General features: G+C 68.0%; 23 protein-coding genes. 4 read left to right on the plus strand and 19 right to left on the minus strand.

Going from position 1 to position 25602, the window contains the following annotated elements; genetic code table 11:
• The first annotated feature begins 24 nt into the window (after positions 1–24).
• On the plus strand, positions 25–1092 hold the full coding sequence (locus ACZ50J_RS13640; RefSeq protein WP_464297697.1) for a DUF418 domain-containing protein: 1068 nt from the start codon (positions 25–27) through the stop codon (positions 1090–1092).
• Here ACZ50J_RS13640 and aroB read toward each other — a convergent pair.
• The 16 genes from aroB to ACZ50J_RS13720 all read right to left on the minus strand — a co-directional run bounded on the left by aroB (position 1080) and on the right by ACZ50J_RS13720 (position 20087).
• Positions 1080–2171 carry a 3-dehydroquinate synthase gene (gene aroB / locus ACZ50J_RS13645; protein WP_464297698.1) on the minus strand — a complete coding sequence of 364 codons (1092 nt, stop codon included), beginning with the start codon at positions 2169–2171 and terminating at the stop codon, positions 1080–1082. The two genes, ACZ50J_RS13640 and aroB, sit on opposite strands and share 13 nt — an antisense overlap.
• The gene (locus ACZ50J_RS13650; RefSeq protein ID WP_464297699.1) at positions 2168–2674 is read right to left on the minus strand and encodes a shikimate kinase; all 507 of its coding nucleotides are present in this window, start codon (positions 2672–2674) and stop codon (positions 2168–2170) included. The genes aroB and ACZ50J_RS13650 overlap by 4 nt, the downstream gene beginning before the upstream one ends.
• Positions 2671–3885, minus strand: a complete 1215-nt coding sequence (gene aroC / locus ACZ50J_RS13655) for a chorismate synthase (protein ID WP_464297700.1) — start codon at positions 3883–3885, stop codon at positions 2671–2673. Before aroC ends, ACZ50J_RS13650 begins: the two co-directional genes overlap by 4 nt.
• A gap of 153 nt (positions 3886–4038) precedes the next feature.
• On the minus strand, positions 4039–4917 hold the full coding sequence (locus tag ACZ50J_RS13660) for a shikimate dehydrogenase (RefSeq protein ID WP_464297701.1): 879 nt from the start codon (positions 4915–4917) through the stop codon (positions 4039–4041).
• Positions 4887–6305 (minus strand): endolytic transglycosylase MltG, encoded by a 1419-nt coding sequence (mltG, locus tag ACZ50J_RS13665; protein ID WP_464297702.1) that lies wholly within the window; start codon positions 6303–6305, stop codon positions 4887–4889. Before mltG ends, ACZ50J_RS13660 begins: the two co-directional genes overlap by 31 nt.
• Before the next feature lie 65 nt (positions 6306–6370).
• Positions 6371–6838, minus strand: a complete 468-nt coding sequence (ruvX, locus tag ACZ50J_RS13670) for a Holliday junction resolvase RuvX (protein ID WP_464297703.1) — start codon at positions 6836–6838, stop codon at positions 6371–6373.
• A gap of 26 nt (positions 6839–6864) precedes the next feature.
• On the minus strand, positions 6865–9582 hold the full coding sequence (alaS, locus tag ACZ50J_RS13675; RefSeq protein WP_464297704.1) for an alanine--tRNA ligase: 2718 nt from the start codon (positions 9580–9582) through the stop codon (positions 6865–6867).
• Between the two features lie 144 nt (positions 9583–9726).
• Positions 9727–9942, minus strand: a complete 216-nt coding sequence (locus tag ACZ50J_RS13680; protein ID WP_464297705.1) for a hypothetical protein — start codon at positions 9940–9942, stop codon at positions 9727–9729.
• Positions 9939–10319: a DUF948 domain-containing protein gene (locus tag ACZ50J_RS13685; protein WP_464301352.1), complete on the minus strand. Its 381-nt coding sequence runs from the start codon at positions 10317–10319 to the stop codon at positions 9939–9941. The genes ACZ50J_RS13680 and ACZ50J_RS13685 overlap by 4 nt, the downstream gene beginning before the upstream one ends.
• Before the next feature lie 118 nt (positions 10320–10437).
• Positions 10438–11568, minus strand: coding sequence for an ABC transporter ATP-binding protein (locus ACZ50J_RS13690; protein ID WP_464297706.1), 1131 nt, complete (start codon positions 11566–11568; stop codon positions 10438–10440).
• 3 nt (positions 11569–11571) lie between these two features.
• On the minus strand, positions 11572–12669 hold the full coding sequence (locus ACZ50J_RS13695) for an ABC transporter ATP-binding protein (RefSeq protein ID WP_464297707.1): 1098 nt from the start codon (positions 12667–12669) through the stop codon (positions 11572–11574).
• Positions 12666–13664: an ABC transporter permease gene (locus tag ACZ50J_RS13700; RefSeq protein ID WP_464297708.1), complete on the minus strand. Its 999-nt coding sequence runs from the start codon at positions 13662–13664 to the stop codon at positions 12666–12668. Before ACZ50J_RS13700 ends, ACZ50J_RS13695 begins: the two co-directional genes overlap by 4 nt.
• 94 nt (positions 13665–13758) lie before the next feature.
• Entirely contained in the window at positions 13759–15537 is a 1779-nt protein-coding gene (locus ACZ50J_RS13705; protein ID WP_464297709.1) for an ABC transporter substrate-binding protein, read from the minus strand.
• A 79-nt stretch (positions 15538–15616) separates the two neighbouring features.
• On the minus strand, positions 15617–16654 hold the full coding sequence (locus tag ACZ50J_RS13710; RefSeq protein WP_464297710.1) for an ABC transporter permease: 1038 nt from the start codon (positions 16652–16654) through the stop codon (positions 15617–15619).
• A 172-nt stretch (positions 16655–16826) separates the two neighbouring features.
• Positions 16827–18581 (minus strand): ABC transporter substrate-binding protein, encoded by a 1755-nt coding sequence (locus ACZ50J_RS13715; protein WP_464297711.1) that lies wholly within the window; start codon positions 18579–18581, stop codon positions 16827–16829.
• A gap of 135 nt (positions 18582–18716) precedes the next feature.
• Positions 18717–20087, minus strand: a complete 1371-nt coding sequence (locus ACZ50J_RS13720) for a replication-associated recombination protein A (RefSeq protein WP_464297712.1) — start codon at positions 20085–20087, stop codon at positions 18717–18719.
• Positions 20088–20106: 19 nt separating this feature from the next.
• Here ACZ50J_RS13720 and ACZ50J_RS13725 point away from each other — a divergent pair, with 19 nt between their 5' ends.
• Together ACZ50J_RS13725 and ACZ50J_RS13730 are read left to right on the plus strand one after the other, a co-directional pair.
• Positions 20107–20889: a GNAT family N-acetyltransferase gene (locus ACZ50J_RS13725; RefSeq protein ID WP_464297713.1), complete on the plus strand. Its 783-nt coding sequence runs from the start codon at positions 20107–20109 to the stop codon at positions 20887–20889.
• Between the two features lie 7 nt (positions 20890–20896).
• Positions 20897–21730 (plus strand): thioesterase family protein, encoded by an 834-nt coding sequence (locus tag ACZ50J_RS13730; protein ID WP_464297714.1) that lies wholly within the window; start codon positions 20897–20899, stop codon positions 21728–21730.
• A 54-nt stretch (positions 21731–21784) separates the two neighbouring features.
• On the opposite strand, the gene aspS is transcribed toward ACZ50J_RS13730, so the two are convergent.
• Positions 21785–23581, minus strand: coding sequence for an aspartate--tRNA ligase (gene aspS, locus ACZ50J_RS13735; protein WP_464297715.1), 1797 nt, complete (start codon positions 23579–23581; stop codon positions 21785–21787).
• Positions 23582–23927: 346 nt separating this feature from the next.
• Here aspS and ACZ50J_RS13740 point away from each other — a divergent pair, with 346 nt between their 5' ends.
• Complete coding sequence (locus ACZ50J_RS13740; protein ID WP_464297716.1) at positions 23928–24632, plus strand: phosphotransferase; 705 nt, start codon at positions 23928–23930, stop codon at positions 24630–24632.
• Here the strand turns inward: ACZ50J_RS13740 and ACZ50J_RS13745 are convergent.
• Positions 24626–25195 carry a hypothetical protein gene (locus ACZ50J_RS13745; protein ID WP_464297717.1) on the minus strand — a complete coding sequence of 190 codons (570 nt, stop codon included), beginning with the start codon at positions 25193–25195 and terminating at the stop codon, positions 24626–24628. The two genes, ACZ50J_RS13740 and ACZ50J_RS13745, sit on opposite strands and share 7 nt — an antisense overlap.
• Positions 25192–25590, minus strand: coding sequence for a YchJ family protein (locus tag ACZ50J_RS13750; RefSeq protein WP_464297718.1), 399 nt, complete (start codon positions 25588–25590; stop codon positions 25192–25194). The genes ACZ50J_RS13745 and ACZ50J_RS13750 overlap by 4 nt, the downstream gene beginning before the upstream one ends.
• Positions 25591–25602: the final 12 nt, after the last annotated feature.

Genomic DNA, 25602 nt, shown 5'->3' on the forward strand with positions numbered 1-25602 from the left:
AATGCTCCGGCATACTCCCTGAACGTGAGCAATGACACCCGGTCCGGCAGCCGTCCCGTCCGACGGGACCTGGGCCTGGATGCCGCCCGCGGCGTCGCGATCGTCGCCATGGTCATCGCCCACGCGCACCCCTGGTTCGTCGCGCCCGGTCCGGTGAACCGGTTGCTCGGCGAGATCAACGACCTGGCCTCACCGCTCTTCGCGCTGGTCATGGGCGTCTCGGCCGGGCTGGTCGCCCGCAGGGTGCTGTCCCGGAGTCAGCCGCGGTGGCCGACGGCCGCACACTTCGCGGTGCGAGCCGTGCTGCTGATCGTGCTGGGCGAGCTGCTGCTGCAGTTCCACGTCTGGATCGCGCTCGTGCTGCAACCGCTCGGCCTGACCGCGCTGATCGGGGCCCTCCTGATGTTCCTGCGGCCCCGCCTGCTCGCTGCTCTCGCTGCCGCAACCTGGCTGCTGCAGTTGCTCAACACCCAGCCGGGCGGCACCGACACGGCGTCCTGGCACGACCCCGGTGCCTGGCTGCACCTCTACGTACTCAGCGACCCGCATTACCGGGTCACCGCCCTGCTGCCGCTCTTCCTGCTCGGCGTCGTCCTCGGTCGGGTCGGCCACACCAGACCGTCCACGCTGCGCGCCACCGCGGCTATCGGTGCAGTGGGAATGGCCGGCTGGGTTGCCGGGAAGGCACTGCACCTGTCGACCGAACCCGGGCGATGGATCGACAACACCCACGATCTGGCACTCAGCACGCTCGTGTTCGCGGGGGTGTGTGCCGTCGTCGGGTCGGCGCACGGATGGCGCCGGGCCGCACACATCGTGCTGCGCCCGGTCGCCGCGATCGGCACGGTCGCGCTGTCGGCATACGCCCTGCAGTTCGTGATGCTGCGGCTGCTCGTGCAGCACCCGCCGCCGGGAATGTCGATCGGCTGGAGGCCGGCGGCCGTGTTCGTGATCGGCTGTCTGGCCATCAGCTGGCTGTGGGCCAGGTTCGTCGGTAAGGGTCCGTTGGAGTGGTTGACGGCCGAACTCAGCGGGCGGTCGCTTGTCCGGCGACGGGCCGCCGCCACGGGTATGGCGGGTCAGGAATCCTGACGCACCGCGTCGAACGTCTCGCGCAGCAGGCTCTCCTCCGGCCCGACGAGCCGCGTCGGCGCACCCACTGCGGTCAGGGCCACGAACCGCAACGTCGAGCCACGAGTCTTCTTGTCGCGTCCCATCGCGGCACGCAGCGCAGTCCAGCGCTGGTCGACGTCGCCGGTGACGGGGTATGACGTGGGCAATCCCAACGCCTGCAACACTTCTCGGTGCCGCCGGACGAGTGCGTCGTCCATCAGTCCGGACCGTCGGGCCAGCTCCGCGGCATAGACCATGCCGACCGCGACGGCGTCGCCGTGCCGCCAGCTGAACCCGGACACCTGCTCGATGGCGTGCGCGAAGGTGTGGCCGTAGTTCAGGATCTCCCGCAGGCCCGCCTCACGCAGGTCCGACGCGACCACGTCGGCCTTCACCTGGACGGCGCGTGCGACGAGCTCCGGCAGGACGACACCGTCGACGTCGGTCGCCGCCTCCGGGTCCGCCGCGAGCCGCAGAATCTGCGAGTCGGAGATGAACCCGCACTTGACGACCTCGGCCAGGCCGGCGACCACGTCGGCGTGCGGCAGCGTCCGCAGCAGCTCCAGGTCACAGACGACGGCGGCCGGCGGATGGAAGGAACCGACCAGGTTCTTCCCCTCGGGAATGTTGATGCCGGTCTTGCCGCCCACCGCCGCGTCGACCATGCCGAGCACCGTCGACGGCACCTGCACCACCGGGACACCGCGCAGCCAGGTCGCGGCCACGAAACCGCCGAGGTCGGTCGTAGCTCCCCCGCCGAGGGCGATCACGGCATCGGTGCGGGTGAATCCCGCCTCCGCCAACACCGACCAGAGCCGGGCGGCGACGTCGACCGTCTTGGCCGCTTCCGCGTCCGGCAACTCCACACTGGTGGGCCGCATCCCGTGCTCGCGGGCCTGCTCGGCGAGGCGCGTGGCGGCATCCGTCAGCACCGGAGCGTGGACGATCAGCACCCGCTGGGCACCGTCCGGAACACGCGACACGACCTCCGCGAGCACCCCGCGCCCGATGACTACGTCGTAGTCGTCGCCGACGCGAATGACCTTGGTATCACTCATGATCCGCGTACGCTCGCAACCACGTCAGCTGCCACGTCGGCCGCGCTCCGCCCACCGGTCTCGACCACCCAGGTGGCCAGCCGCTCGTAGGTCGGTCGGCGGTCCGCCATCATCCGGGTCCAGGTCGCGCGAGGGTTGACCGCGAGGAGCGGTCGTGCCCCGGACAGCCCGATCCGGCCGGCGGCGTCCGAGATCGTGACATCGAGAAAGGCGACCGGCAGGGTGTCCAGCAGCTCCGCGGTCTCCGGCGTCATCGGTGCGCCGCCGCCGACCGCGACGACGCCGCCGGCGGCCACGGCGCGGGCGACCGCGTCGGTCTCCAGCGCCCGGAAGAGCGCTTCCCCCTGCTCGACGAAGATGTCCGAGATCGAGGTCTGCTGCTCGGTCTCCACGAGCTCGTCCGTGTCGGTGAAACCGACGGCCAACTGCTCGGCGACCAGGCGTCCCACGGTTGTCTTGCCCGCTCCGGGCGGGCCGATCAGGACAACCGCTGGGCCGGTCACTTGAGAAACTCCGGGATCGATGCGAGGTAGGCCTCGTGGTTGCGCGCCACCTCGGCCACGCTGTCACCGCCGAACTTCTCGGAGACGGCCTGAGCCAACACGAGAGCGACCATCGCTTCCGCGACGACACCCGCTGCCGGCACGGCGCACACATCGGATCGCTGATGTATGGCGGTGGCTTCCTCCCCGGTCGCGACATCCACGGTCTTCAACGCCCGTGGCACGGTGGAGATCGGTTTCATCGCGGCGCGCACACGCAGCACCTCGCCGGTCGACATACCGCCCTCGGTGCCACCGGCCCGGTTCGTCTCCCGGCGGATCCGGCCGTCCTCGCGCACGATCTCGTCGTGCGCTGCGGACCCGCGCCGCGCGGCGGTCCGGAAACCGTCGCCGACCTCGACCCCCTTGATCGCCTGGATGCCCATCAACGCCCCCGCCAGCTGTGCGTCGAGCCGGCGATCGCCGTGCACGTGCGACCCGAGACCCGGCGGCACGCCATACGCCAGCACCTCGACGACGCCGCCGAGTGTGTCGCCGTCCTTCTTCGCCGCGTCGATGACAGCGACCATCCGCGCCGAGCCGTCGGCGTCCAGACTGCGCACCGGGTCCGCGTCCAGCGCTGCCACGTCGTCCGGTCCGGGCAGCGGGGCGTCGTCGGAGACCTCTTCCCCGCCGATGGCGACCGTGTGCGACACCAGCCGGATGCCGAACGCCTGCTCCAGGTAGGCGGCGGCGACCCGGCCGAGTGCGACCCGGGCAGCTGTCTCGCGGGCGGAGGCACGCTCGAGCACCGGACGGGCCTCGTCGAAGCCGTACTTCTGCATGCCGACGAGGTCGGCGTGGCCGGGTCGTGGCCGGGTCAGCGGCCGGTTGCGCGCGAGTTCGCCGGACGCGCCGACGTCGGCTGCTGCCGCGAGCGCCTCCGGGTCGACCGGCTCCGGGTTCATCACGGCCTGCCACTTGGGCCACTCGGTGTTCTCGATGGTGATCGCGATCGGGGATCCGAGGGTGCTGCCGTGGCGCACTCCACCGGTGAACGAGACCTTGTCCTGCTCGAACTTCATCCGCGCACCCCGCCCGTGACCGAGCCGGCGTCGGGCCAGCGCGTCCGCGAGGTCACCGGCGCTGATGCCGATACCGGCGGGAAGGCCGTCGATCACGGCGGTGAGCTCAGGCCCGTGGGATTCGCCTGCAGTCAACCAACGAAGCATGTCGTGATCTTTTCATGCGACACGGCCGGGCCGTCCCGCGCCACCGCATGCCGAGAATCCGCTCTCCTCGGGACCCAGCGAACGACTGCCTACTGTCGTTGGTTGCTCGCCCGAACTCGCTGATATCGGCGAGTAGCCGACGACAGTATCGACCTACTCGCCCAGCGCGGCCGCGCGACCGGCGCGTTGCATCACCGCCAGCGGAGCCGGACTGCCGGTCATCAACTCGAACTGTGCGGCGCCCTGGTGGATCAGCATCTCGATGCCCGGCACGATCCGGGCACCGTATGCCGCGGCAGTCGCCGCGAGCACGGTCGGCCAGCCGGCATACACGACGTCGAGCAGCACCCGGTCCGCGCCGGCGGCGTCGGCGCCGACGCCCACCTCGGCCATCGTTTCCGCGAGCGAGTCGGCGGCACCCGCCGGAATGGTGCTGACCGTCACGGGTGCCTCCAGCACCGCCGCGGCACCCTCGGTCTCGTCCAGGACGGTCACCCGGAAGCCGTGGTCACGAGCCTGCGCCAGCGTCGAGGCACGCACGTTCTTGCGCACCACGAAGACGACCTCGGGAACGTCGAGGTCGGCCAGCGCGGCCAGGGCCGATCGGGCGGTGGCGCCGGAACCGACCACCACCGCGCGCGGGACGGCACCGGCGACGACACCCGTGCCGCGCAGCGCTTCGCGGACGCCGATGACATCGGTGTTCTCGCCGTGCCAGCCGCGGCCGACGCGGATCAACGTGTTGACGGCGCCGGTCCGCAACGCCACGTCGCTCGCGGTGTCGGCGATCAGCAACGCCTCCTCCTTGAGCGGCATCGTCAGCGACAGGCCGCGCCAGGTAGGACCGAGACCGGCGATCAGGTCACGCAGCGACGCCGCATCGCACTCCCGGACGTCGTACGACCAGTCCGCCATACCGCGCGCCTCGTATGCCGCCCGGTGCAGCACCGGGGACATCGAGTGCGCGATGGGCTTGCCGAGCACCGCCGCCCGGTGTCGGGTCAGCACTTGCCGGGATGCTGCTTGCACCATGTGTGGAACACCTGCTCGTTCTTCTGCTGCTCCGGGTAGGTGTCGGCGAAGAGTGTCTTGCCGGTCTGCGGATCGACGGTGACGAAGTAGAGCCAGCCGCCGTTGGCCGGGTGCAGCGCCGCCTTGATCGCGGCCAACCCCGGGTTGTTGATCGGTGTCGGCGGCAACCCGGTGTTGAGGTAGGAGTTGTACGGCCCCTTCTTGGCCCGTTCCTCGTCCGTCGTGGTGATGGTGCCGCGCTTCTTCTCCGCGTAGTGGATCGTCGAGTCCAGCTGCAACGGCATGCCCTGCGACACGCGGTTCTTCAGCACGCGCGCGACCTTCGGCCCGTCCGCGGGCAGCCGGGACTCGGCCTCCACCAGCGACGCCTCGACCATCACCTCGTGCAGCTGACCGTCCGGGATCTGCAGCGGCGCCACCTTCTTGCGCCATTCCGCGACCATGCTGCGCAACTGCTGCAGGGCCGTGTCGCCCTTGCCGAAGTTGTATGTCGACGGGAACAGGTATCCCTCCAAGTGCCCGTCCGCGGCAGGCGGCAGGCCGAGGGATCCGGCGGTGACCTTCTGGTAGTCGGCCACCGGCACCCCGGTCGCCTTCGACAGCACGCTGAAGATCTGCGACGCCCACAGTCCCTCGGGGATAGTGATGCCGGTGCTCGCGAAACTCTTGGGGTCCAGCATCATCGCCAGTGCCGCGTCCGCGCTCATCTTCTGGCGCAGCGTGTAACGCCCCGGCTGGATCGAGCCGAAGTGGTTGCTCGCACCGGCGGCTGTGAGGAACGCACCGGTGGACTTGACCACGCCCGCCTTCAGCAGGCTCTGGGCGATGGCGGTGCCGGAGTCACCCTCCTTGACCACGATGGTCGCGGTGCCGGTGCCCTTGCCGGCGTAGTCGGGATCGCTCTGGCTCATGCCGGGCAGGCTGATCCGCCCGACCTTGCTGACCGCGTAGCCCGCCCCGCCGAGCACCAGGACCATGACCAGCATGAGCAACAGACAGGAACGCCCGGCCTTGCGGCGTCGGTGCCGCTGCAACTCCTCGTACGACGTGTGACTGCCGTGCCGCCCGTCGTCCTCGCTCTGCCAGTCGTGGAAGCCGGTCCATTCGCCCTGTTCCGGTGCAGCGGTGTCGGGACGCACCGAGGCGGCGACGAACTCCCGGGTCTCGTCGTCGTCCGCGTGGCCGGTGCGCGGTGCCGCGGCCGGGGTGCGTGGTGTCGAGGGTGCCGTGCGCCGGCCTCGGCCCGTTCCGGCAGAACGCGGTTCGGCCCCGGCGGAACGCGATGTGGCGGACGCCGCAGCCGCAGCCCGGCGCGCCCGGTCGCGTGCTTCGCGACGAGTGCGCGGGGCGGACTCGTCCGTGGAGGACCGGTCTGGAGGAGTGCTCATACGTTCGGCCGCGCCTGCACCGTCACCTGGGGGTCTCGGACCCTCGGTTCGGTCGGCACTCGGCATCACCTTTCCGTGTCAGCCCTGGACCCGTGACGTGGCTTGCGTCCCCCAACGATCACACCGGCAGGTTGTCCGGAAACACGCTCCGCGTCAAGCGCGGCTTGCAGGATCAGCACAGCTGCCTGTTGATCGACGACGTCGCGACGCTCCCGCTCGGTCAACCCGCTCGCGCGCATCGCCCGGTGTGCGTCGACCGTCGTCATACGCTCGTCGACCAGCCGGACCACGAGCTGCGGGGCGCGGCGGCGCAGTGCGTTCGCCCAGCCGCGGGCCGCCTCGGCCGCCGCGCGCTCGGTGCCGTCGAGGGACAACGGCAGGCCGACGATCACCTCGAGTGCGTCGCGTTCGCCGGCCAGGTCGGCGAGCTCCTGTATGTCGGACTCGTCCCCCGCGCGCCGCAGCGTGCCGTGCGGCGTCGCGAGGACGCCGTCCGGGTCGCACACGGCGACGCCGACGCGGACACTGCCCACGTCGACGCCGATCCGTATGCCGGGCCTCACTGGACCCCGGTGAGAGTTCGCAGCTGGCTCTCGACCGCTTCGAGAGCCGCGCCGACCGCGGACGCGTCGGTGCCGCCGCCCTGTGCGAGGTCCGGCTTGCCGCCGCCTCCGCCACCGAGGACGCCCGCTGCGGTACGCACCAGGTCGCCGGCCTTGATGCCACGATCCCGCGCACGTGCGTTGGTCGCGACGACGATCAGTGGCCGGCCCTTGGCCGAGCCCGTCACGGCGACCACGCTCGGCGTCTCGTCGCCGAGCCGGCCGCGCAGGCCGGTGACCAGCGAGCGCACCTCGTCGGCACCGAGCTCGCCGCCGTCGTGGGTGAGCACGCGCACTCCCCCGATGTCACTCGCACCGGCGAGCAGCTCACCCGCCTGCGCCTGCAGCTGCTGCTGACGCAGGGTCGCGATCTCCCGCTCCGCCGACTTGACCCGAGTGAGCAGTTCCTCGACACGCTCCCGCAGTTCGCCGGGCTGTGCCTTCACCAGGCGACCGAGCTCGGCGACGATGGCGCGCTCCTTGGCGAGGTACCGCAGAGCGTCCATCCCGACGAACGCCTCGACCCGACGCACGCCGGACCCGACCGACGACTCACCGGTGAGGGTCAGCGCACCGACCTGGGACGAGTGCGCCACGTGCGTGCCACCACAGAGTTCACGCGACCAGGGGCCGCCGATCTCGATGACCCGCACCTGCTCGTCATACGTCTCACCGAAGAGCGCCAGGGCGCCCCACTCGCGGGCCTCGGGCAGCGTCATGTACTGCGAGGAGACGGGCAGGTCTTGCCGGACGGCGAGGTTCGCGACCTCCTCGATCTCCGAACGGGTCTCCGCCGACAGCGCGGAGTTCCAGGCGAAGTCGAGCCGCAGGTAGCCGGGCTTGTTGTACGACCCGCTCTGCAACGCCGACGGGCCGAGCACCTGCCGCAACGCCGCGTGCACGACGTGCGTTCCGGAGTGCGCCTGGCACGCCGAGATGCGCCAGTCCGGATCGACCTGGGCCTCGACCTGCTCGCCGACCTTCACTTCACCGGATGCGACTTCGACGGTGTGCACCACCAGTCCCTTGACCGGTCGCTGGACGTCGAGCACCCGCAGCTGGCCGTTCGGCGTGCTGATGATTCCTTCGTCCGCGATCTGTCCACCGGACTCGGCGTAGAACGTCGTGCGGTCGAGCACGACCTGGCCGGTCGCACCCTGCTCGAGGCCTTCGACGCGCTGACCGTCAGAGACCAGGCCGACGACCTTGCCCTCGGTCGAAAGTGCTTGGTACGCCTGCCAATCGGTCGCGCCGAGCTCGCGGAGTTCTTTCCAGATCGCGGTGTCGGCGTGCCCGGACTTCTTGGACTTGGCGTCTGCCTTGGCCCGCTCACGCTGCTGTGTCATCAGCCGCCGGAAACCGTCGCGGTCCACCTCGACGCCCTGCTCCGCTGCCATCTCCAGCGTCAGGTCGATCGGGAAACCGTAGGTGTCGTGCAGCGCGAAAGCCTCCGAACCGGGCAGCGTCGGCGTGCTGCTGCCACCGAGCGCCGCGGACGACTGCTTGGCCTTGGTCACCGCGGTGTCCAGGATCGTGGTGCCCTGATCGAGGGTGCGGCGGAACGCATCTTCCTCGCCATACGCGATCTGGCTGATCCGGCCGAAGTCGGCCGCCAGCTCCGGGTATGACGCCTTCATCCGGTCCAGGCTGACCGGCAGCAGCTCCGGCAACGTCTTGTCGCGGTAGCCGAGCAGTCGCATGGCGCGGACGGCACGTCGCAACATCCGGCGCAGCACGTAGCCGCGACCCTCATTGCCCGGGGTGACACCGTCACCGATGAGCATCAGCGAGGACCGCACGTGGTCGGCGACGACCCGCAGGTGCACGTCGTCCGGGTGGCTCGAGGTCGCCGAGTGACCGGAGTGCGCGCCGTAGACCTTGCCGGTCATCTCGGCCGCCTTGGCCAGCACCGGGAACACCTCGTCGATCTCGTAGAGGTTGTCCTTGCCCTGCAGCACGGTGGCGATGCGCTCCAGGCCCATGCCGGTGTCGATGTTGCGGGTCGGCAGCGGCCCGACGACGTCGAAGTCGGCCTTGCTGCGCACCGCGGACAGCTCCGACTGCATGAAGACCAGGTTCCAGATCTCCATGAAGCGGTCCTCGTCGACCGCCGGGCCGCCGTCCGCGCCGTACTCCGGCCCGCGGTCGATGAAGATCTCCGAGCTCGGGCCGCCCGGACCCGGAACGCCCATGTGCCAGTAGTTGTCGTTCTCGTCCCGCCGGGTGATCCGCTCGGCGGGTATGCCGATCTGCTCGTGCCAGATCGCGAAGGCCTCGTCATCGTCCTGGAAGACGGTCGGCCACAGCTTCTCCGGATCCAGCCCGTAACCGCCGTCGGCCTGCGCCGACGTCAGCAGATTCCAGGCGAACTCGATGGCGCCTTCCTTGAAGTAGTCGCCGAAGCTGAAGTTGCCGTTCATCTGGAAGAACGTGCCGTGGCGGGAGGTCTTGCCGACCTCCTCGATGTCACCCGTGCGCACGCACTTCTGCACGCTCGTGGCGCGCTGCCACGGCGGTGTCTGCTGGCCCAGCATGTAGGGCTTCATCGGGACCATGCCGGCGTTCACGAACAGCAGGTTGGGGTCGTCGTAGATCAGTGGTGCGGACGGGACCACGGTGTGGCCGTTGCGTTCGAAGTAGTCCAGCCAGCGGCGGCGGATCTCTGCGGTTTCCATCATCAATTCCTTTGCTTCGCGCGCCGAGGTGGTCGAGTAGCCCACTCAAGCCGGTCGAGTGGGGCCGGCCGCCAGGCGAGCCCGTGTCGAGACCAGGAGCTCTCGGCGCGATGCTTTGTCAGTTCAAGGGTCGGAGGCGGGGCGCTACCGGCCCTCGATAGCTCGCGCGTCGTCGGCCAAGCGTTCGCCGGGCAACGTCAGGTGGGTGTCCATCGCCAGCACCTCGCGCAGCTGCGTCTCGCGCGCGCCCATGCCCTGGCGTACGTCGTCGCGGAATCGGGCGACCTGCTCGCGCGTGCCGCGGCGGCTCACCAGCGCAACCCCGGTGGCGGCCAGCGCAGCGGGCACCAGCCACTTCACGACCGACCACCGACCTTGTTCAGCGGCTTCGTGCGCCGCGAGTCGACCGCCGAGCGCACCCCGTAGGAGAATGCCGCGATCTTGATCAGCGGCCGCCCGACCGTCGCCGTGGCGACGGACGTCAGCGCGCTGACATTGGTCGACATGGTCGCGACGTTCGACGAGATCGTGTCGAGTCTGGCGAGCTGCTGACCGGTCGCGGCGACCGTGTCGGTGACCTCGCGCAGCAGCGGCACGGTCTCGTCGGTGATCTCGCGCACGCCCGCGCGTGTCTCGTCCAGCACCTTGCCCGCCTTGCCCACGACGGACCCCATGCGCAGCACAAGGACGACGAACGCCAACGCGGCGATCATCCCGGCCAGGTCCCCGAGGGACACACTCATGACAGATCTCGTTCCATGGTTGCCGCCCAGCCTAGCGAAACCGGCGGTATGACGACGCCGGGCCCATGACACCTCGCGGTGTCATGGGCCCGGCGATCACGGCACAGGGTCGTCAGGAGGCGTCGGCCTCGGCGACGAGGTCGGTCTTCACCTCCGGGAAGTGGCACGCGATCGTGTGCTCCGGCTTGTCTGCTGCCGGCTCCAGCGGCGGCTCCTCGGCAGCACAGATCTCCTGCGCCTTCCAGCAGCGCGTGCGGAAACGGCACCCGCTCGGCGGATCGATCGGGCTCGGCACGTCACCGATCAGTCGAATCCGCTCATTGGGTACCGCACCACGCACGACGTTCAGGTCGGGCGCGGCGGACAGCAGCGCCTGCGTGTACGGGTGCTGCGGCTTCTCGTAGATGTCCTCGCGGTCGCCGACCTCGACCATCTTGCCGAGGTACATCACCGCGATCCGGTCACAGAAGTGCCGCACGATGCCGAGGTCGTGGGCGATGAACACGAACGCGATGCCCAGGTCACGCCGCAGCTGGCTCATGAGGTTCATCACCTGCGCCTGGATGGAGACATCCAGTGCAGAGACCGGCTCGTCGGCCACGACGACCTTCGGCTCCACCGCCAGCGCGCGGGCGATACCGATGCGCTGCCGCTGTCCACCGGAGAACTCGTTCGGGTAGCGGTTGACGTGCTCCGGGTTCAGACCGACGGTCTCCAGGAGTTCCTGCACCCGCGCCTTGATCTTGTTCTTCGGCACCAGTCCGTGGATCTCCAGCGGCGCACCGATGATCTTCATGACGGTGAATCGTGGGTTCAGCGATCCGTAGGGGTCCTGGAAGATCATCTGGATGTCGCGCCGCATCGGACGCAGGTCCTTCTCCTTCAGGTGCGCGATCTCGCGACCCTGGAAGTCGATGGAGCCGCTGGTCGGGTCCAACAGCCGGGTGACCAGGCGTCCGGTCGTGGTCTTGCCACAGCCGGACTCGCCGACCAGGCCGAGGGTCTCCCCCTTGGCCAGGTCGAAGCTCACGCCGTCGACCGCCCGCGTCTGCAGCGTCTTCGGGAAGAGCCCGGAGTACTCCTTGACCGGGAAGTGCTTGACGAGGTCCTTGACGGTCAGCAGCACCTCACGGTCCCGCTTCGATTCGTGCACGATCGTCTCGGCCGGTTGCGCGTCGCCATCTGTCTTGCGGATGTCGACGGAGCCTGCGCCCTCTGCGGCGTCAGTGGTGTTGTCAGTCATCGATCACTCCAGCGTGGGGGCGACTTCGTCGGCGAAGATCGCGGCAGGGTCGGCCAAGTGGCAACGGGCGAGTCGTCCAGGCTCACCCGGCACTTCGAGGAACTCCGGCATCTCGGTCGCGCACCGGTTGTCCGGAACACGGTCCGAGTAGGGGCAGCGCGGTCGGAAGGAGCAGCCGTCGGGCAGGTTCAGCAGGCTCGGCGGGTTGCCGGGGATCGGCCGCAGGTCCGAGCCGACGTCCGCCGTCAGCGACGGCACCGAGCTCAGCAGGCCCCAGGTGTAGGGCATCCGCGGGTTGGCCAGGATCTCCTGCGCCGTGCCGTGCTCGACGCTGCGGCCGGCATACATCACGAGGACGTGGTCGGCGACCTCCGCAACAACGGCCAGGTCGTGGGTGATCATGATGATCGCCGAACCGAACTCACGCTGCAGGTCGTTCATCAGATCCAGGATCTGGGCCTGCACGGTCACGTCCAGCGCCGTCGTCGGCTCGTCCGCGATGAGCAGCTTCGGGTCGTTGACCAGGCCGAGCGCGATCATCGCGCGCTGGCGCATACCACCGGAGAACTCGAACGGGTACTGCTTGGCGCGCCGGTCCGGGTTGGGCACACCCACCCGGTCCAGCATCTCGACGGCCCGCTTCGCGGCGACCGACTTGGACACCTTGTGGTGCGCGAGGTACGCCTCGGCGATCTGCGCCCCGACCTTCTTGAACGGGTGCAGAGAGGACTGCGGGTCCTGGAAGATCATCGCCACGGTCTCGCTGCGCAGCTTGCGGAACTCCGCCTGCGACGCTCCCACGAGCTCCTGACCGTCCAGCTTGATCGAGCCGCTGATGCGGCTGCGCTTCGGGTCGTGCAGACCCATGACGGCCATCGAGGAGACGCTCTTGCCGGAGCCGGACTCGCCGACGATCGCCAGGGTCTGGCCGGCTTTCACTTCGTAGGAGACGCCGTTGACCGCGCTGATCAGGCCTTCCTCGGTCGGGAACTGCACCTTCAGGTCCTCGACGGTGAGGACGACGGGTGCGTTCGGGTCCAGGGGTGGGCGGCGCTGCGTGCCCGGCTCGCCTGCGGCCGGTGAGGTTGTTGTCTGGGTCATGTCAGCTTCACTGTCGGGTCGACGGCAACGTACAAGAGGTCGACGAGGAGGTTTCCGAGCACGATGAACGTCGCGGCCACCAGCACCGTGCCGGCGATCACCGGGAGGTCGTTGGTGTTGATCGCGTCGAGCGACAGTCGACCGATCCCCCGGACATTGAACACCTGCTCGGTGAAGATCGAACCGGACAACTGGACGGCGACATCCACACCGATCAACGTCAGGTATGGCGCGACGGTCGCGCGCAGCGCATGTCGCCAGACGACCCGTCGCTCGGAGATTCCCTTGGACCTCGCGGTACGCACGAAGTCGCTGGACAGTGTGTTGATCATGAACGCTCGGACGTACCGCACGTAGGTCATCGCGGCGAACAGACCGAAGATCACCCAGATCGCGATGAATCCCTTGAACCACGTCCCCGGGCTCTCGGTCAGCGGGGTGTAACCGGTGGCCGGCAACACCTTCCAGGTGAAGATGAGATAGAGGTTGAGGAGCAACGCGATCGCGTAGTAGGGCATGGCGCTGATGACCTGCGAGACGCCCACCAGGATCCGGTCCAGGGTCGAGCCGCGGTTGCGGCCGCAGACCACGCCGAGCAACAGTCCCAGCGGCACGTAGACCAGCAATCCGCCGAAGACGATGGCGAAGGTCACCGGCATGACCTGTTTGACCTGGTCGGTCACGGACTGGCTCTGCACGTAGGACCAACCCAGGCACGGGGCCGAGCAGTGCCCGGTCACTTCGCCGTCATTGGTGATGTCGCGCCCGGCGACCAATCCCTTGACGTACGTGCCGAACTGGTTGACAACCGGCTTGTCCAACCCGAGACCGTGGTTGATGTCCTGCACCTTCTGAGTGGTGCACTTGGTCCCGCAGATCTGGTACGCGACGCCGTCCTTGGCCGGCCCGGTGAAGAACAGGCCGAAGGTCAGCACGATTGTCGCGAACAGCACCGAGATTGCGAGCAGCAACCGCCGGGCGATGTAGACGATCACGTAGAGGCTCCTAGAAAGATGGTGACCCGTTGGTGACCGGAGCGGTGGAAGCGATGCTCCCCACTCCGGTCACCAACGGATGTGACGACCTGCGTCAGTTCTTGACCCAGAGCTGGGCCAGGCTCGGCATGCTGATGATCGGGTTCAACTCGACGTTGCCGACGTTCTTACCGAACGTCGCGGTGTTCATCGAGTAGTAGTCCGGCAGACCGGGCAGGTACTTCGTCATGATCTCCTGGTCCAGCTTCGCCCACTCGGGCGCCGCCTTCGTCGGGTCCATGGCACCGATCTTGTCCATCTTGGCGTTGACCGTCGCGTCCTTCAACTGACCCACGGTCGTGCCATCGGCAATGCCCTCGCCGCTGAACAGCACCGGGTAGACCGAGTCACCGGTCGGCCAGTCGTAGCACCAGCCCGGCGTACCGTTGCTCATGTTGACCGGCGCGTTCGGGTCGGCGATCTTCTTGGTGCGCTCCGCCTTGGGAACCGGGATGTCCTTGACCTTGAAGCCGGCCTTCTCCAGACCGGCCTTCTTGGCGGTGTTCGCCGCGACGGCCTGCGGGTCGTCACCGGTGTAGTAGTAGGACAACTGGAAGCCCAGCTTGTTGGCCTTCTTCAGGATGGCCTTGGCCTTGGCCGGGTCACCCGCACCCTGACCGGTGGCGTAGGGCAGCGGGGTGTACTTCTTGTAACCCTGCAGGCTCGGCGCCGCGTAGGTGGTGGCCGGCTGGTAGTTCAGCTTGGACAGGCCACCGGCCTTGCGGATCTGGTCGAACGGGTAGGCGTAACCAACCGCCTTACGGACCTCGAGCGGGATCTTGTTGACGTTGAGGTTGATGTAGTACTCACACGACGACGGGCCGATCGCGAACTGGTTCTTCTGTGCACCGGTCACCTTCGACGCCAGCGAGGAGTCGATCGGGCCGATGTTGACGGTGTTCGAGCCGGCACCACTGTTGGCCAGGACGCGCTGCTGCGACGCCAGGTCGGTGACGGCCAGGTTGATCTGCACCTTGTCCGGGTAGGCGTTGCGCACCGGGTCGCTGTTCGCGTCCCAGTTGGTGTTGCGCGACAGCACCAGCTTGGAGCCGATGTTGTAGGTGTCGACCTTGTACGGACCGGTGGACAGCGGGTGCTTCTGGTAGTCGGTCTTGGTGTCCTTGGCCTTCGGGACCGGGGTGAACTCCGGGAACGAGGCGAAGTAGTTGAACGACGGGACCTTCTTGGTCAGGTGGAAGACCAGCGTGTCGGTGCCCTTGGTGGTGACGCCACCGAACTTGGCGTTCGGCTGCTTGTAGGGACCCTTGTAGGTCTTGCCGTCGACGAGGTACTGGCGCTGGTAGTCGGTGCCGTTGAGCGCGACGCTCTCCTTGGCGAAGGAGCGTTCCATGCCGTAGACGAAGTCCTGGATCTTGACCGGGGAACCGTCGGAGTACTTCAGGCCCGGCTTGATCTTGAACGTCCAGGTCAGGCCGTCGGCCGAGGGGGTGCCGACGTTGGTCGCCATGTCCGGCACCAGGACCGGCTTGCCCTTGACGATCTTGTACTGCGTCAGGGTGCGGTACAGGTACTGCGACGCGAACGCGTTCGAGTCGACGTAGTAGATGCCGGCCGGGTCCATGGTGGGCGGGTTCGACGAGTCGTCGATGTAGATCGTGCCGCCCTTCTTGGCACCCTTGACCGCCGGAGCGGGACCCTTCAGGTTCGGGTTCGTCGCCGCGACGGCGGCGTCGGTCTGCTGGGCCGCGGCGGTGTTGTCGCCGCCGCTGCCGGAGCCGCTGCCATTGCCCGACGGGCCGCCGCTGCTGCACGCAGCCAACGAGACCGCGGTGACTCCCGCAGCCGACAGCGCGACCAATTTAGTCCAGCGCATTTGTGTTTCTCCCTTTGTGTAACTTCCCGGCACAGCCCGGGAAGAGTCTGTGTTGTGTTCTGTTGCCGAGGAACAGGCGTCAGCGGCGCGTGTTCGGGTTGAAGGCGTCGGAGACGGCGTCGCCGAGCAGGCTCAGACAGAGCACGAGGATGAGCAGACCGACCAACGGCACGAGCATCGGCAACGGGAAGGCCTGCATCTGCTGCTGCCCCTGCGAGATGTCCAGACCCCAGTCCGCCGTCGGCAGGCTGATGCCGACACCGAGGTAGGACAGACCGGCTTCCGCGCCGATCCACGCGGGCAGTGCGGTGGTGAACGCCACCAGGATCACGCTGGTCAGGTTGGGCAGCATCTCCTTGAACAGGATGCGTTTGGTCGGGGAACCGAGGGACCGTGCGGCCTGCACGAACTCCCGTTCCCGCAGCGCCAGAACTTCACCGCGGATCAGGCGGCACAGGCCGGCCCAACCGAAGGCGATCAGCGCGATGAAGAGCGCGACGATGCGGATCTTCTGTGCTTCACCGGAGGTGGGTTCCCCGCCGGGCACGATGTACGAGGTCATGATCGGCACGAGCGCGATCGCGAAGAGCAGGAACGGCAGCGACAGGGTGAAGTCGACGAACCAGCCGATGACCCGGTCGATCCAGCCACCGAAGAAACCGGCCGCGAGGCCGAGCACCACGCCGATGATGGTCGTGACGATCGTGACGATCAGTGCGATGAGGAACGACGGCCGGATGCCGTAGACGAACCGTGCGAACACGTCGTACCCGGTGTTGGAGGTGACGCCGAACCAGTGCGAGCTGTTCGAGTAGAACGTGGGGAGGTTGTCGTCACCGATGAGGTCGTAGTGGGCGGCAGTCGGCGACTGGCCCTCGATCCCGGCGATCAACGGGGCGAAGATGCCCATCAACAGGAAGAGGGCGATGACGATCGCACATCCGACGGCCACCCGGTCCTTGCGCAACCGCGCGAACGCGATCTGCGCCGGAGACTTGCTCTGCTGCCCCCCACCGCTGTGGTCGGTCTTGCCCAGGACTGCGGTCGTGCCGTCGGTCCCGTGGACTTGACCGACCTCCGTCAGCGTCTCATTGACGCCGCCTGGCCCAGCGGTCATCGATCCTCCATAGAGTTCTTGGATGCCGGCAAGCGAGATCTCTACCGACTCTTTCAGTGGTCACCCGCCGTGCCCCCGCCCGCTGTGACGCGTTAACGATGCCACAGCAAGCGGAAGCCACAACCGAGTCGGACTGAAGGTCACCCAATCGTTACATTGGGTGACCTGGATCTCAGTTGACCCAGACCTGCGCGAAGTCCGGCAGTCCCTTGTTCGCGTCGTTGACGATGTTGTGGACCTTGTTGCCGAAGACATAGCTGCTCTTCGAGTAGGACAACGGGATCCCCATGACCTGCGCGGTCATCTGCTTGTCGAGCTTGAGCCATTCCGGTGCGGCTGCGGTCGGATCCATCGAACTGATACGGGTCAACTCCTTGTCGACCGCGGGGTCCCGCAGGTTGGCGGCCGAACGGCCGTCCTTCGCGGTTGTCGAGCTGAACAGCTGCGGGTAGATGGAGTCACCCGACGGCCAGTCGTAGCACCACGAACTGATGCCCTGGCCGACGTTCTGCGACGCCTTCGGGTCGTTGATCTTGCTGGAGATCTCTTCCTGACTGACCGGGACGTCCTTGACCTTGAACCCGGCCTCCTGCATCCCGGTCTTCAGCGCGGTGTTCGCAGCGACATCCTGGCCCTTGCCGCCGACGTAGTACCAGGACAGCTCGAAGCCCAGTTTGTTGGCCTTCTTCAGCATGGCCTTGGCCTTGGCGGGGTCACCGCTGCCCTGACCGGTGAGACCGTTCACCGGCGGGTACTGCTTGATGCCGGGCACCTGCGGCGGCGCGTACGTCGTCGCCGGGTCGAAGGTCAGGTTGCTTTCGCCGCCCGCTTTGCGGGTCTGCTCGTACGGGTAGGCCACCGCGATCGCCTTGCGCACGGCAAGCGGAATCTTCGTGGAGTCGAGAGGCAGGTAGGACTCGCACGGCGACTGACCGAACAGCACCTGCTTCGACTGCGACTTGGCCTTGGTCTCCAGACCCGCGTCAAGACCGGAGATGTCCAACGTCGACGCGCCGTCACCCGAGTTCGCGAAGATTCGCTGTTGCTCGGTGGGGGCGGTGACGCCCAGCTTGACGTCGACGGTGTTCGGGTACTGATGCCGGATCGGGTCGGACTTGGCGTCCCACTGCGGGTTCTTCTCCAGCACGATCTCGGTGCCCTTGGTGAACTTCTTCACCTGGTACGGGCCGGTGGCGAGCGGGTTCTGCTCGTAGGTCGCCTTCTTCTCCGCCGACTGAGGCACCGGCGAGGCCGCCGGGAACGCCAGGTAATAGGGCAGCGTCGGCCACTTGCGCGTCAGGTGGAACACGACGGTGTCGTCGCCCTGGGCGGTGACGCCCTTGAAGTCCGTGCTCGCATCCTTGAACGGACCTTGGTACTTGTCACCGCCGACGAGGTAGGTCTGCAGGTACGGGACCGGGCCCTGGCCGCCGAGGGTGGGGTCGAAGGACCGCTTGATCGCGTAGACGAAGTCGGCCGCCTTCACCGTCTCGCCGTTGCTGTACTTCATCCCGGGTTTGATCTTGAAGGTCCACGTCTTGCCGTCGGCCGACTCCTTGCCGAGGTCGGCACCAAGGTCGGGCACCAAGGTCGAAACGCCGTCCTTGTTGATCTGGTAGCCGGTCAGGCCACGCGTCACCAAGCCGGACAGGATGCCCATCGAGAACTCGTAGTAGGCACCGGCCGGGTCCCACGTCGGCGGAGCACCGGAGTCCGTGATCGTCAGCGTCCCGCCCGTCTTGGCGCCGGCCACTGCCGGCGCCGGGCCCTTGACCGAGGCGTCCATGGCGGAAGACTTCACCTTGGCCCTGGGTGTCGACGACCCCTTGGCCGAGGTGTTCGAGTTGCTGGGCCCACTGCTGCTGCACGCGGCCAGTGGCATGGCCATCAGTACGACGGCGGCAGCGATCTTGCTCGACCTACGCATTGTTTACTCCGATTCGGTGAAGCGACGGGACGATCCCCTCACGCTGTCACGAAACCTATTGTGGCGTGTGGTGTTTACAGCCGTGAAACGAGATCGTTACTTGTTTACCACCGCGCACCGGCGCCCGGGCCGATTTCAGTCCGGCACGTCCAGCCCTCGGATCACCGAACGCAAGGATCGCCACCGCGGACCGAGGTTCTGCTCCCACCCACGATCGGTCGGCTGGTAGTAGTCGGCCTCGACCAGGTCGTCCGGAAGGAACTGCTGCGGGCCGACCCCGCCGGGCTCGTCGTGCGTGTAGCGATAGCCGTCACCGTGCCCCAGGGCCGCCGCTCCCGCGTAGCTCGAACCACGCAGATGCGGCGGGACCGCTCCCCCGTGCCCGGCACGCACGTCCTCGATCGCCGCGTTGATGCCGCGGTATGCCGCGTTCGACTTCGGCGCGAGGGCGTTGTGCACCACGGCCTGACCCAGGATGATGCGTGCCTCCGGCATACCGATCTGTGCGACCGCGTGCATCGCTGCGACGGCCGTCTGCAGAGCCGTCGGGTCCGCCATACCGACGTCCTCACTGGCGCTGATGACGATGCGGCGCGCGATGAACCGCGGGTCCTCCCCCGCTTCGAGCATGCGCGCGAGGTAGTGCAGCGCCGCATCGACGTCACTCCCCCGCATCGACTTGATCAGCGCGCTGGCGACGTCGTAGTGCTGGTCACCGGCGCGGTCGTAGCGAACCGCGGCGGTGGCCATCGCCTGCTCGACGTGCGGCAGCTCGATGGGAACCGGATGCGTGCCCGCGCCGGCAGCGTCCTGCGCGACACCTGCCGCCGCCTCGAGCGCCGTCAGCGATCGCCGGGCGTCGCCTCCCGCCATCCGCACCAGGTGCGCGCGTGCGTCGTCGGACAGCTCGAAATCGCCTGCCAGTCCTCGCGATTCGACCACGGCGTCATCGAGCAGCCCGGCAATGTCCTGATCATCGAGCGACTCCAGGCGGACCAGCATCGACCGCGACAGCAACGGTGCGATCACGCTGAAACTCGGGTTCTCGGTGGTCGCCGCGACCAGCACCACCAGGCGGTTCTCGACGCCCGGGAGCAGTGCGTCCTGCTGGGCCTTGCTGAACCGGTGGATCTCGTCCAGGAAGAGCACGGTCTGCCGCCCGTAGAGACTTCGCTCGCGTGTTGCCTGCTCCATGACGGCCCGCACGTCCTTGACACCGGCGTTGATCGCGGACAGCTCGACGAACCGACGATCGGAGGCGTTGGCGACCAGGTGCGCGAGCGTGGTCTTACCGGTGCCGGGCGGTCCCCACAGGATCGCCGACACCGGTCCGGCGGCACCCTTGGCACCCTCGATGAGCCGGCGCAGCGGGCTCCCTTGCTTCAGTGCGTCACGTTGCCCCCGGACCTCGTCCACGGAGCGGGGTCGCATCCGCACCGCCAGCGGTGCCGTCGTCGCATCGCCCGGCTCGCGATCGTCGGTGGCGCTGAAGAGATCATCGGACACGCGTGCAACGCTAGCCCGCGTGTCGGACACGATGACCCGCTACCTCCCCGGCAGCGAACTGCACGAGCTGTTCCCCGACGACCCGTTCCTGCGGTGGGATCTCGCTCGGCCGCACCTCAGCAACATCTGGACGTATGGCGATGCCGTTGCCTTCCAACGACATTCGCACTCCCGGCACATACACGGTGTCTCGCTGCTCGGCGGCGACGACGTGCCGCAGCTGCTCGACGCGGTGCTCGCGGACCTGCCGCCGGAGATCAACGGACTGGCCGTGGAGCGACGCTTCCTCCCCGTCCTGCATGACCGGCTCGGCATACGCCTGGGCGCCGGAGGCGACTGGGACTGGATGTGGACCGAGCAGGCTCCGCCGCCGGTCCCTGCCGAGGACGTCCTCGTCGAGTTGGACGACACGTCGGATGCGGCCGACATCCACGCACTCAACGAGATCGGCAACCCGGCCGCCGAGTCGGAGCCCGGCACCGGGCGCACCACCCTCTGGCTCGGCATACGCGAAACCGGCGCACTCGTCGCGGCCGGCGCCATACATCTGACCCCGGGCGGTGCACCGCACCTGGCCGGCATCGTGGTCGATCCGCGGATGCGCGGTCGCGGCCTCGGCGTCGCCGTGACCGCGGGACTGACCCGTCGGGCGATCGCCGAGCACGGTGTCTGCACGCTCGGCATGTATGCCGACAACGATCGCGCACGGGCCATCTACGCGGGACTCGGTTTCCGGGTCGCCCGAGCCTGGGCAAGTCGGCGGCTGCTCCCGGACGATACCGACCGGAGGGCTCGGTCATGATGGCCGTATGAGCGAACTCGAGGACGCGCTACAACTCCAGCAGTCCGGATCCGGCTGGGCAGGGCAGCTCAGCGACGACTGGGCGATCGGCGAGGCCGTCAACGGCGGGCTGTTGATGACGCTCGCGACGACAGCGACCGCGCGCTCGAGCGCCGCGGCCGGAGGGCATCAAGACCCACTGACTTTCTCGGGTGTGTTCCTGTCGCCCGGCACCGCGGGACCGGTGCAGCTCGAGCCGCAGATCCTGCGTTCCGGCCGGTCGATGACCACGGCGCAGGTAGTCGTCTCACAGCAGGTCGACGGTCGGAGTGCCGAGCGGTTCCGGGCGCTGGTCACGCTGGGCGACCTGAAGAAGTATGCCGACCCGGTGCTGAAAACCGTTGCACCACCGGACATTCCGCCGCCGGAGGAGTGTGTCGCAGCGAGCGACGCGCCACCGTCTGCGCTCACCAAGTCCGGTTTCCTCAAGCGCTTCGATGCCCGTATGGATCCGAACACCATCGGTTGGGCCGTCGGCGAACCGAGTGGCCAGGGTGAGATGCGCGGTTGGCTCCGGCTGGCCGACGGTGCGCCGATCGACGCAGCCGCGCTACTGCTCGCACTCGACGCGTTCCCACCCGTGTCGTTCGACCTCGGCTCGATCGGCTGGGTGCCGACGGTGGAGTTCACCGGTTTCGTGCGCGGCGTACCCGCACCGGGTTGGCTACAGGTCCGGTTGCACACCGCACACGTCGCGGGTGGCCTGCTGGACGAAGCGTGCGATATCTGGGATTCGACCGGCACGCTCGTCGCCCACTCGAGGCAGCTCGCGTCCGCGCGATTCCCCGCAAACACCGACTGACGCTGCAAATGCCGAGTGACGCAGTTGCAACTGCGTCACTCGGCATTGAGTGCGTCACTCGGTGGGAGCGTTCTTCGCTTCCTTCTTCTCCGGCTTGGCGTCGACGCCGGCCTCCTTGCGCTGCGCAGCGGTGATCGGCGCGGGCGCTGCGGTCAGCGGGTCGTAGCCGCCGCCGGACTTCGGGAACGCGATGACCTCACGGATCGAGTCGGTCCCTGCCAGCAGGGCGCAGATCCGGTCCCATCCGAAGGCGATGCCGCCGTGCGGCGGTGCGCCGAAGGCGAAGGCGTCGAGCAGGAAGCCGAACTTCTCCTGCGCCTCCTCCTCGGACAGCCCCATCACCTTGAACACCCGCTCCTGAATGTCCTTGCGGTGAATACGGATCGAGCCGCCGCCGATCTCGTTGCCGTTGCAGACCATGTCGTAGGCGTAGGCGAGCGCCGAGCCCGGGTCGGTGTCGAACGTGTCGACATACTCCTTCTTCGGCATGGTGAACGCGTGGTGCACCGCGGTCCACGCACCCGCACCGACGGCGACGTCACCGGAGGCGACCGCGTCCGCGGCCGGCTCGAACAGCGGAGCGTCCAGCACCCAGAGGAACGACCACTTCGACTCGTCGATCAACTCGCACCGGCGGCCGATCTCCAGGCGTGCAGCACCCAGCAGAGCACGCGACGACTTGGTGTCACCCGCGGCGAAGAAGATGCAGTCACCCGGCTTCGCGCCGACATGCGCTGGCAATGCAGCGATCTCGGCCTCGGTGAGGTTCTTGGCGACCGGACCGGTGAGCGTGCCGTCCTCCTGGACCAGGATGTACGCCAGGCCCTTCGCGCCACGCTGCTTGGCCCACTCCTGCCATGCGTCGAGCTGGCGACGCGGCTGCGATGCACCACCGGGCATGACGACCGCGCCGACATACTCCTGCTGGAAGACGCGGAACGTCGTGTCCTTGAAAAGGTCCGCGCACTCGGCGATCTCGAGGTCGAAACGCAGGTCGGGCTTGTCCGAACCGTAGCGTCGCATGGCCTCGGCATACGTCATCTGCGGGAACGGCGTCGGGATGTCGACCCCGATGACCTTCCACAGCGCCTTGGCGATCGACTCGCCGAGCTCGATGATGTCGGCCTGCTCGACGAAGCTCATCTCGATGTCGAGCTGGGTGAACTCCGGCTGCCGGTCGGCGCGGAAGTCCTCGTCCCGGTAGCAGCGCGCGATCTGGTAGTAGCGCTCCATGCCGGCGACCATGAGCAGTTGCTTGAACAGCTGCGGGCTCTGCGGCAGGGCGTACCAGCTGCCCGGTGCCAGGCGAGCCGGCACCAGGAAGTCGCGGGCACCCTCCGGGGTCGAACGCGTGAGCGTCGGCGTCTCGATCTCGACGAAGTCGCGCTCGGCCAGCACGGTGCGCGCGGCGGCGTTGACCTTGGACCGCAGGCGGATCGCACCGCCCTGCTCCGGGCGGCGCAGGTCGAGGTAACGGTGCTTCAGCCGGGCTTCCTCGCCGACGTTGATCCGCTCGTCGATCTGGAACGGCAGGGGCGCGGACTCGCTGAGGACCTCGATCGTGTCGGCGACGACGTCGATCTCACCGGTCGGCAGCTCGCTGTTGACGTCCTTGGCGTCGCGCGGCTGCACGGTGCCGGTGACGGTGACGCAGTATTCGTTGCGCAGGCCGTGGGCGGCGCCGGTCAGCACCTCGTCGCGGGCGACGACCTGGACGACACCGCTGGCGTCGCGCAGGTCGAGGAAGGCCACGCCGCCGTGGTCGCGTCGTCGCGCGACCCACCCGGCAAGGGTGATGGTCCGGCCTGCGTCGGCAGCACGCAGCGTGCCGGCGTCATGGGTTCGAAGCATGATTGCGGTTCCTTTCGGGTTGGTTCCCGTCAAGGTCGCGTGATCGGCCACCTTGTCGAGAAGGCAGCCCTGGAGGTGTGGGCGGGGGCCAGATCGCGGTGCCACCACACCTTCGCCGAGGAGACCTCGGCCTCTCGTCGGTGTCGCCGAACGCGCGTCCCCCGGCCGGCGCCCGGTGTATGGCGACAGCTGCCGCGTCATACACCCCGAACGCCCGGTGGGTCGTCACTCCACCACCACGGGCACGCAGCAGTCTACGGTGCCGAGTGCCGTTCGCCGAAACGCATTTGGCCGGTTCCGGTCGACCCGCCGGCCGAGGTCGTTCCTCGCACCTAAGCTGGAGTCCATGCCCACCCGTGATCATCCCGGCTTCCTGCTGGCGACGGGTGCGACGGCCTTGGTCTACGAACTCGATGATCAGCGGGTGCTGCGTCGTTACCGGGACTCGAATCAGCCCGCCGACAGGCCGGCTGCAGCGACCGAAATCGCATGGGGCGCAGGCGTTCCGACGCCGCGCGTGCTCTCCGTCGACGGTCCGGACCTGGTGCTCGAACGTGTCGACGGTCCAACCATGCTCGCCGAGATGACCGCCGGGCGACTGACCATGGAGGCGGCGATGCGGATGCTCGCCGACCTGCACCGCGTCACCCACGCGGTGCGACGCCCGGACGGCGCATCGCCGCTGGCCGACCGGCCGGGTGGCGATCGGCTACTCCATCTCGATCTGCACCCCAACAACGTGCTGATGGCGGCGAGTGGCCCCGTGCTCATCGACTGGGAGAACTCCTGCTGGGGACCGCCGGGGCTGGACATCGCGGTGACCGCGGTCATCCTCGCCTGCTACGCGCTGGCCTACCAGGCCGAGGACGACTCCTTGGATGCGACGGACCTGCTCGACGCGTTCCTCCGCACGGCCGAGCCGCTGACCCACCTCGCGGACGCGGTGGAGTTCCGGCGGGAGCGCACCGACTTCATGCCGGCCGCCGAGGCCGAGCAACTCGACAACGCAGCCGGACTGGTGCGATACCTCGCCGATCAGCCGCGTCAGTAGTCGTCGTCGAGCGCACGTTCGTCGATGATCACTTCGGCTTCGCGGCCGTACTCGGTGACGATGTCCAGCAGGTCCATCACCACGGTGCACAACTTCTCGCCGGTGAGCTCCTGCATGTCGCGGATGGTCGCCACCTGTTGGCCGGCGAGGAGTGACCTCAGTTGCCGACCGTCGGCCGGCGTCGTCCCGTAGTCGTCGCGAACGACTGTGAGCACACGACGAAAGTCGGCCATGGCCAACGGTGTCCACGTCGTCGTCGTGTCGCGAAGAATCTCGGCGGCATCGATCCACAACCCGTCACCCGATTCGAAGACGTCCAGCACCGACTGGAGCGCGTGCAGGTGAGCAGCCAGCGCCAGCGGTGAGGCGGCGCCGTCGTCGTCATACGGCAGACGCCCGGCCCTGCGGACGTAGCCCAACGCCTTGTCCGTCTGTCCGATGTCGAGTGCGGCGACAGCCTTGCGCAACAGGTTCTTCGCGGCGGCATTCATGGCGACGCGGCCCTGCGCTGCAGCGCCGCCCTGGCCGGCACCGCCCTTCGGGATGCCGAACGCGTCGGTCACGGCGCTTCTTCGTCGAGATAGAACCACCGGCCGCCGCGCTTGGCGAACCGGCTGCGCTCGTGCTGCTGCCCCATTTGCCAACTGTCTCCGTCCCCGCCGCCGTATGACGCGACGAACTCCACGACGCCCGTGTCATCGTCGGGGCCGCCATCGCGAACATCGAGGATCTGCAGGCCTTTCCATGTCGTCGATGTGTCGAGCGTCACCTGCTCCGGACGGGTCCGCGGATGCCAGGTGCGCCACAGGTGCTCACGATTGCCGTAGAAGTACGCGGTGTACCGCGACCGCATCAGCTGCTCGGCGGTGTCGGCCAGCCGCTCGGTGGCGAGAAGTGGTCCGCAGCAGTCGTCATACGCCGCTCCGGAACCGCACGGGCAGAGGTCTTCGGTGCTCACCGTCCACACGGT

Source organism: Flexivirga sp. G2, assembly GCF_055397625.1.

What these genes read in the sequence shown, in the direction of transcription:
- aroB (WP_464297698.1), bottom strand. Translation starts at nt 2,171, where the DNA reads ATGAGTGATACCAAGGTCATTCGCGTCGGCGACGACTACGACGTAGTC.
- aroC (WP_464297700.1), bottom strand. Translation starts at nt 3,885, where the DNA reads ATGCTTCGTTGGTTGACTGCAGGCGAATCCCACGGGCCTGAGCTCACC.
- ACZ50J_RS13660 (WP_464297701.1), bottom strand. Translation starts at nt 4,917, where the DNA reads ATGGTGCAAGCAGCATCCCGGCAAGTGCTGACCCGACACCGGGCGGCG.
- mltG (WP_464297702.1), bottom strand. Translation starts at nt 6,305, where the DNA reads ATGAGCACTCCTCCAGACCGGTCCTCCACGGACGAGTCCGCCCCGCGC.
- alaS (WP_464297704.1), bottom strand. Translation starts at nt 9,582, where the DNA reads ATGGAAACCGCAGAGATCCGCCGCCGCTGGCTGGACTACTTCGAACGC.
- ACZ50J_RS13690 (WP_464297706.1), bottom strand. Translation starts at nt 11,568, where the DNA reads ATGACTGACAACACCACTGACGCCGCAGAGGGCGCAGGCTCCGTCGAC.
- ACZ50J_RS13695 (WP_464297707.1), bottom strand. Translation starts at nt 12,669, where the DNA reads ATGACCCAGACAACAACCTCACCGGCCGCAGGCGAGCCGGGCACGCAG.
- ACZ50J_RS13705 (WP_464297709.1), bottom strand. Translation starts at nt 15,537, where the DNA reads ATGCGCTGGACTAAATTGGTCGCGCTGTCGGCTGCGGGAGTCACCGCG.
- ACZ50J_RS13710 (WP_464297710.1), bottom strand. Translation starts at nt 16,654, where the DNA reads ATGACCGCTGGGCCAGGCGGCGTCAATGAGACGCTGACGGAGGTCGGT.
- ACZ50J_RS13715 (WP_464297711.1), bottom strand. Translation starts at nt 18,581, where the DNA reads ATGCGTAGGTCGAGCAAGATCGCTGCCGCCGTCGTACTGATGGCCATG.
- ACZ50J_RS13730 (WP_464297714.1), top strand. Translation starts at nt 20,897, where the DNA reads ATGAGCGAACTCGAGGACGCGCTACAACTCCAGCAGTCCGGATCCGGC.
- aspS (WP_464297715.1), bottom strand. Translation starts at nt 23,581, where the DNA reads ATGCTTCGAACCCATGACGCCGGCACGCTGCGTGCTGCCGACGCAGGC.
- ACZ50J_RS13740 (WP_464297716.1), top strand. Translation starts at nt 23,928, where the DNA reads ATGCCCACCCGTGATCATCCCGGCTTCCTGCTGGCGACGGGTGCGACG.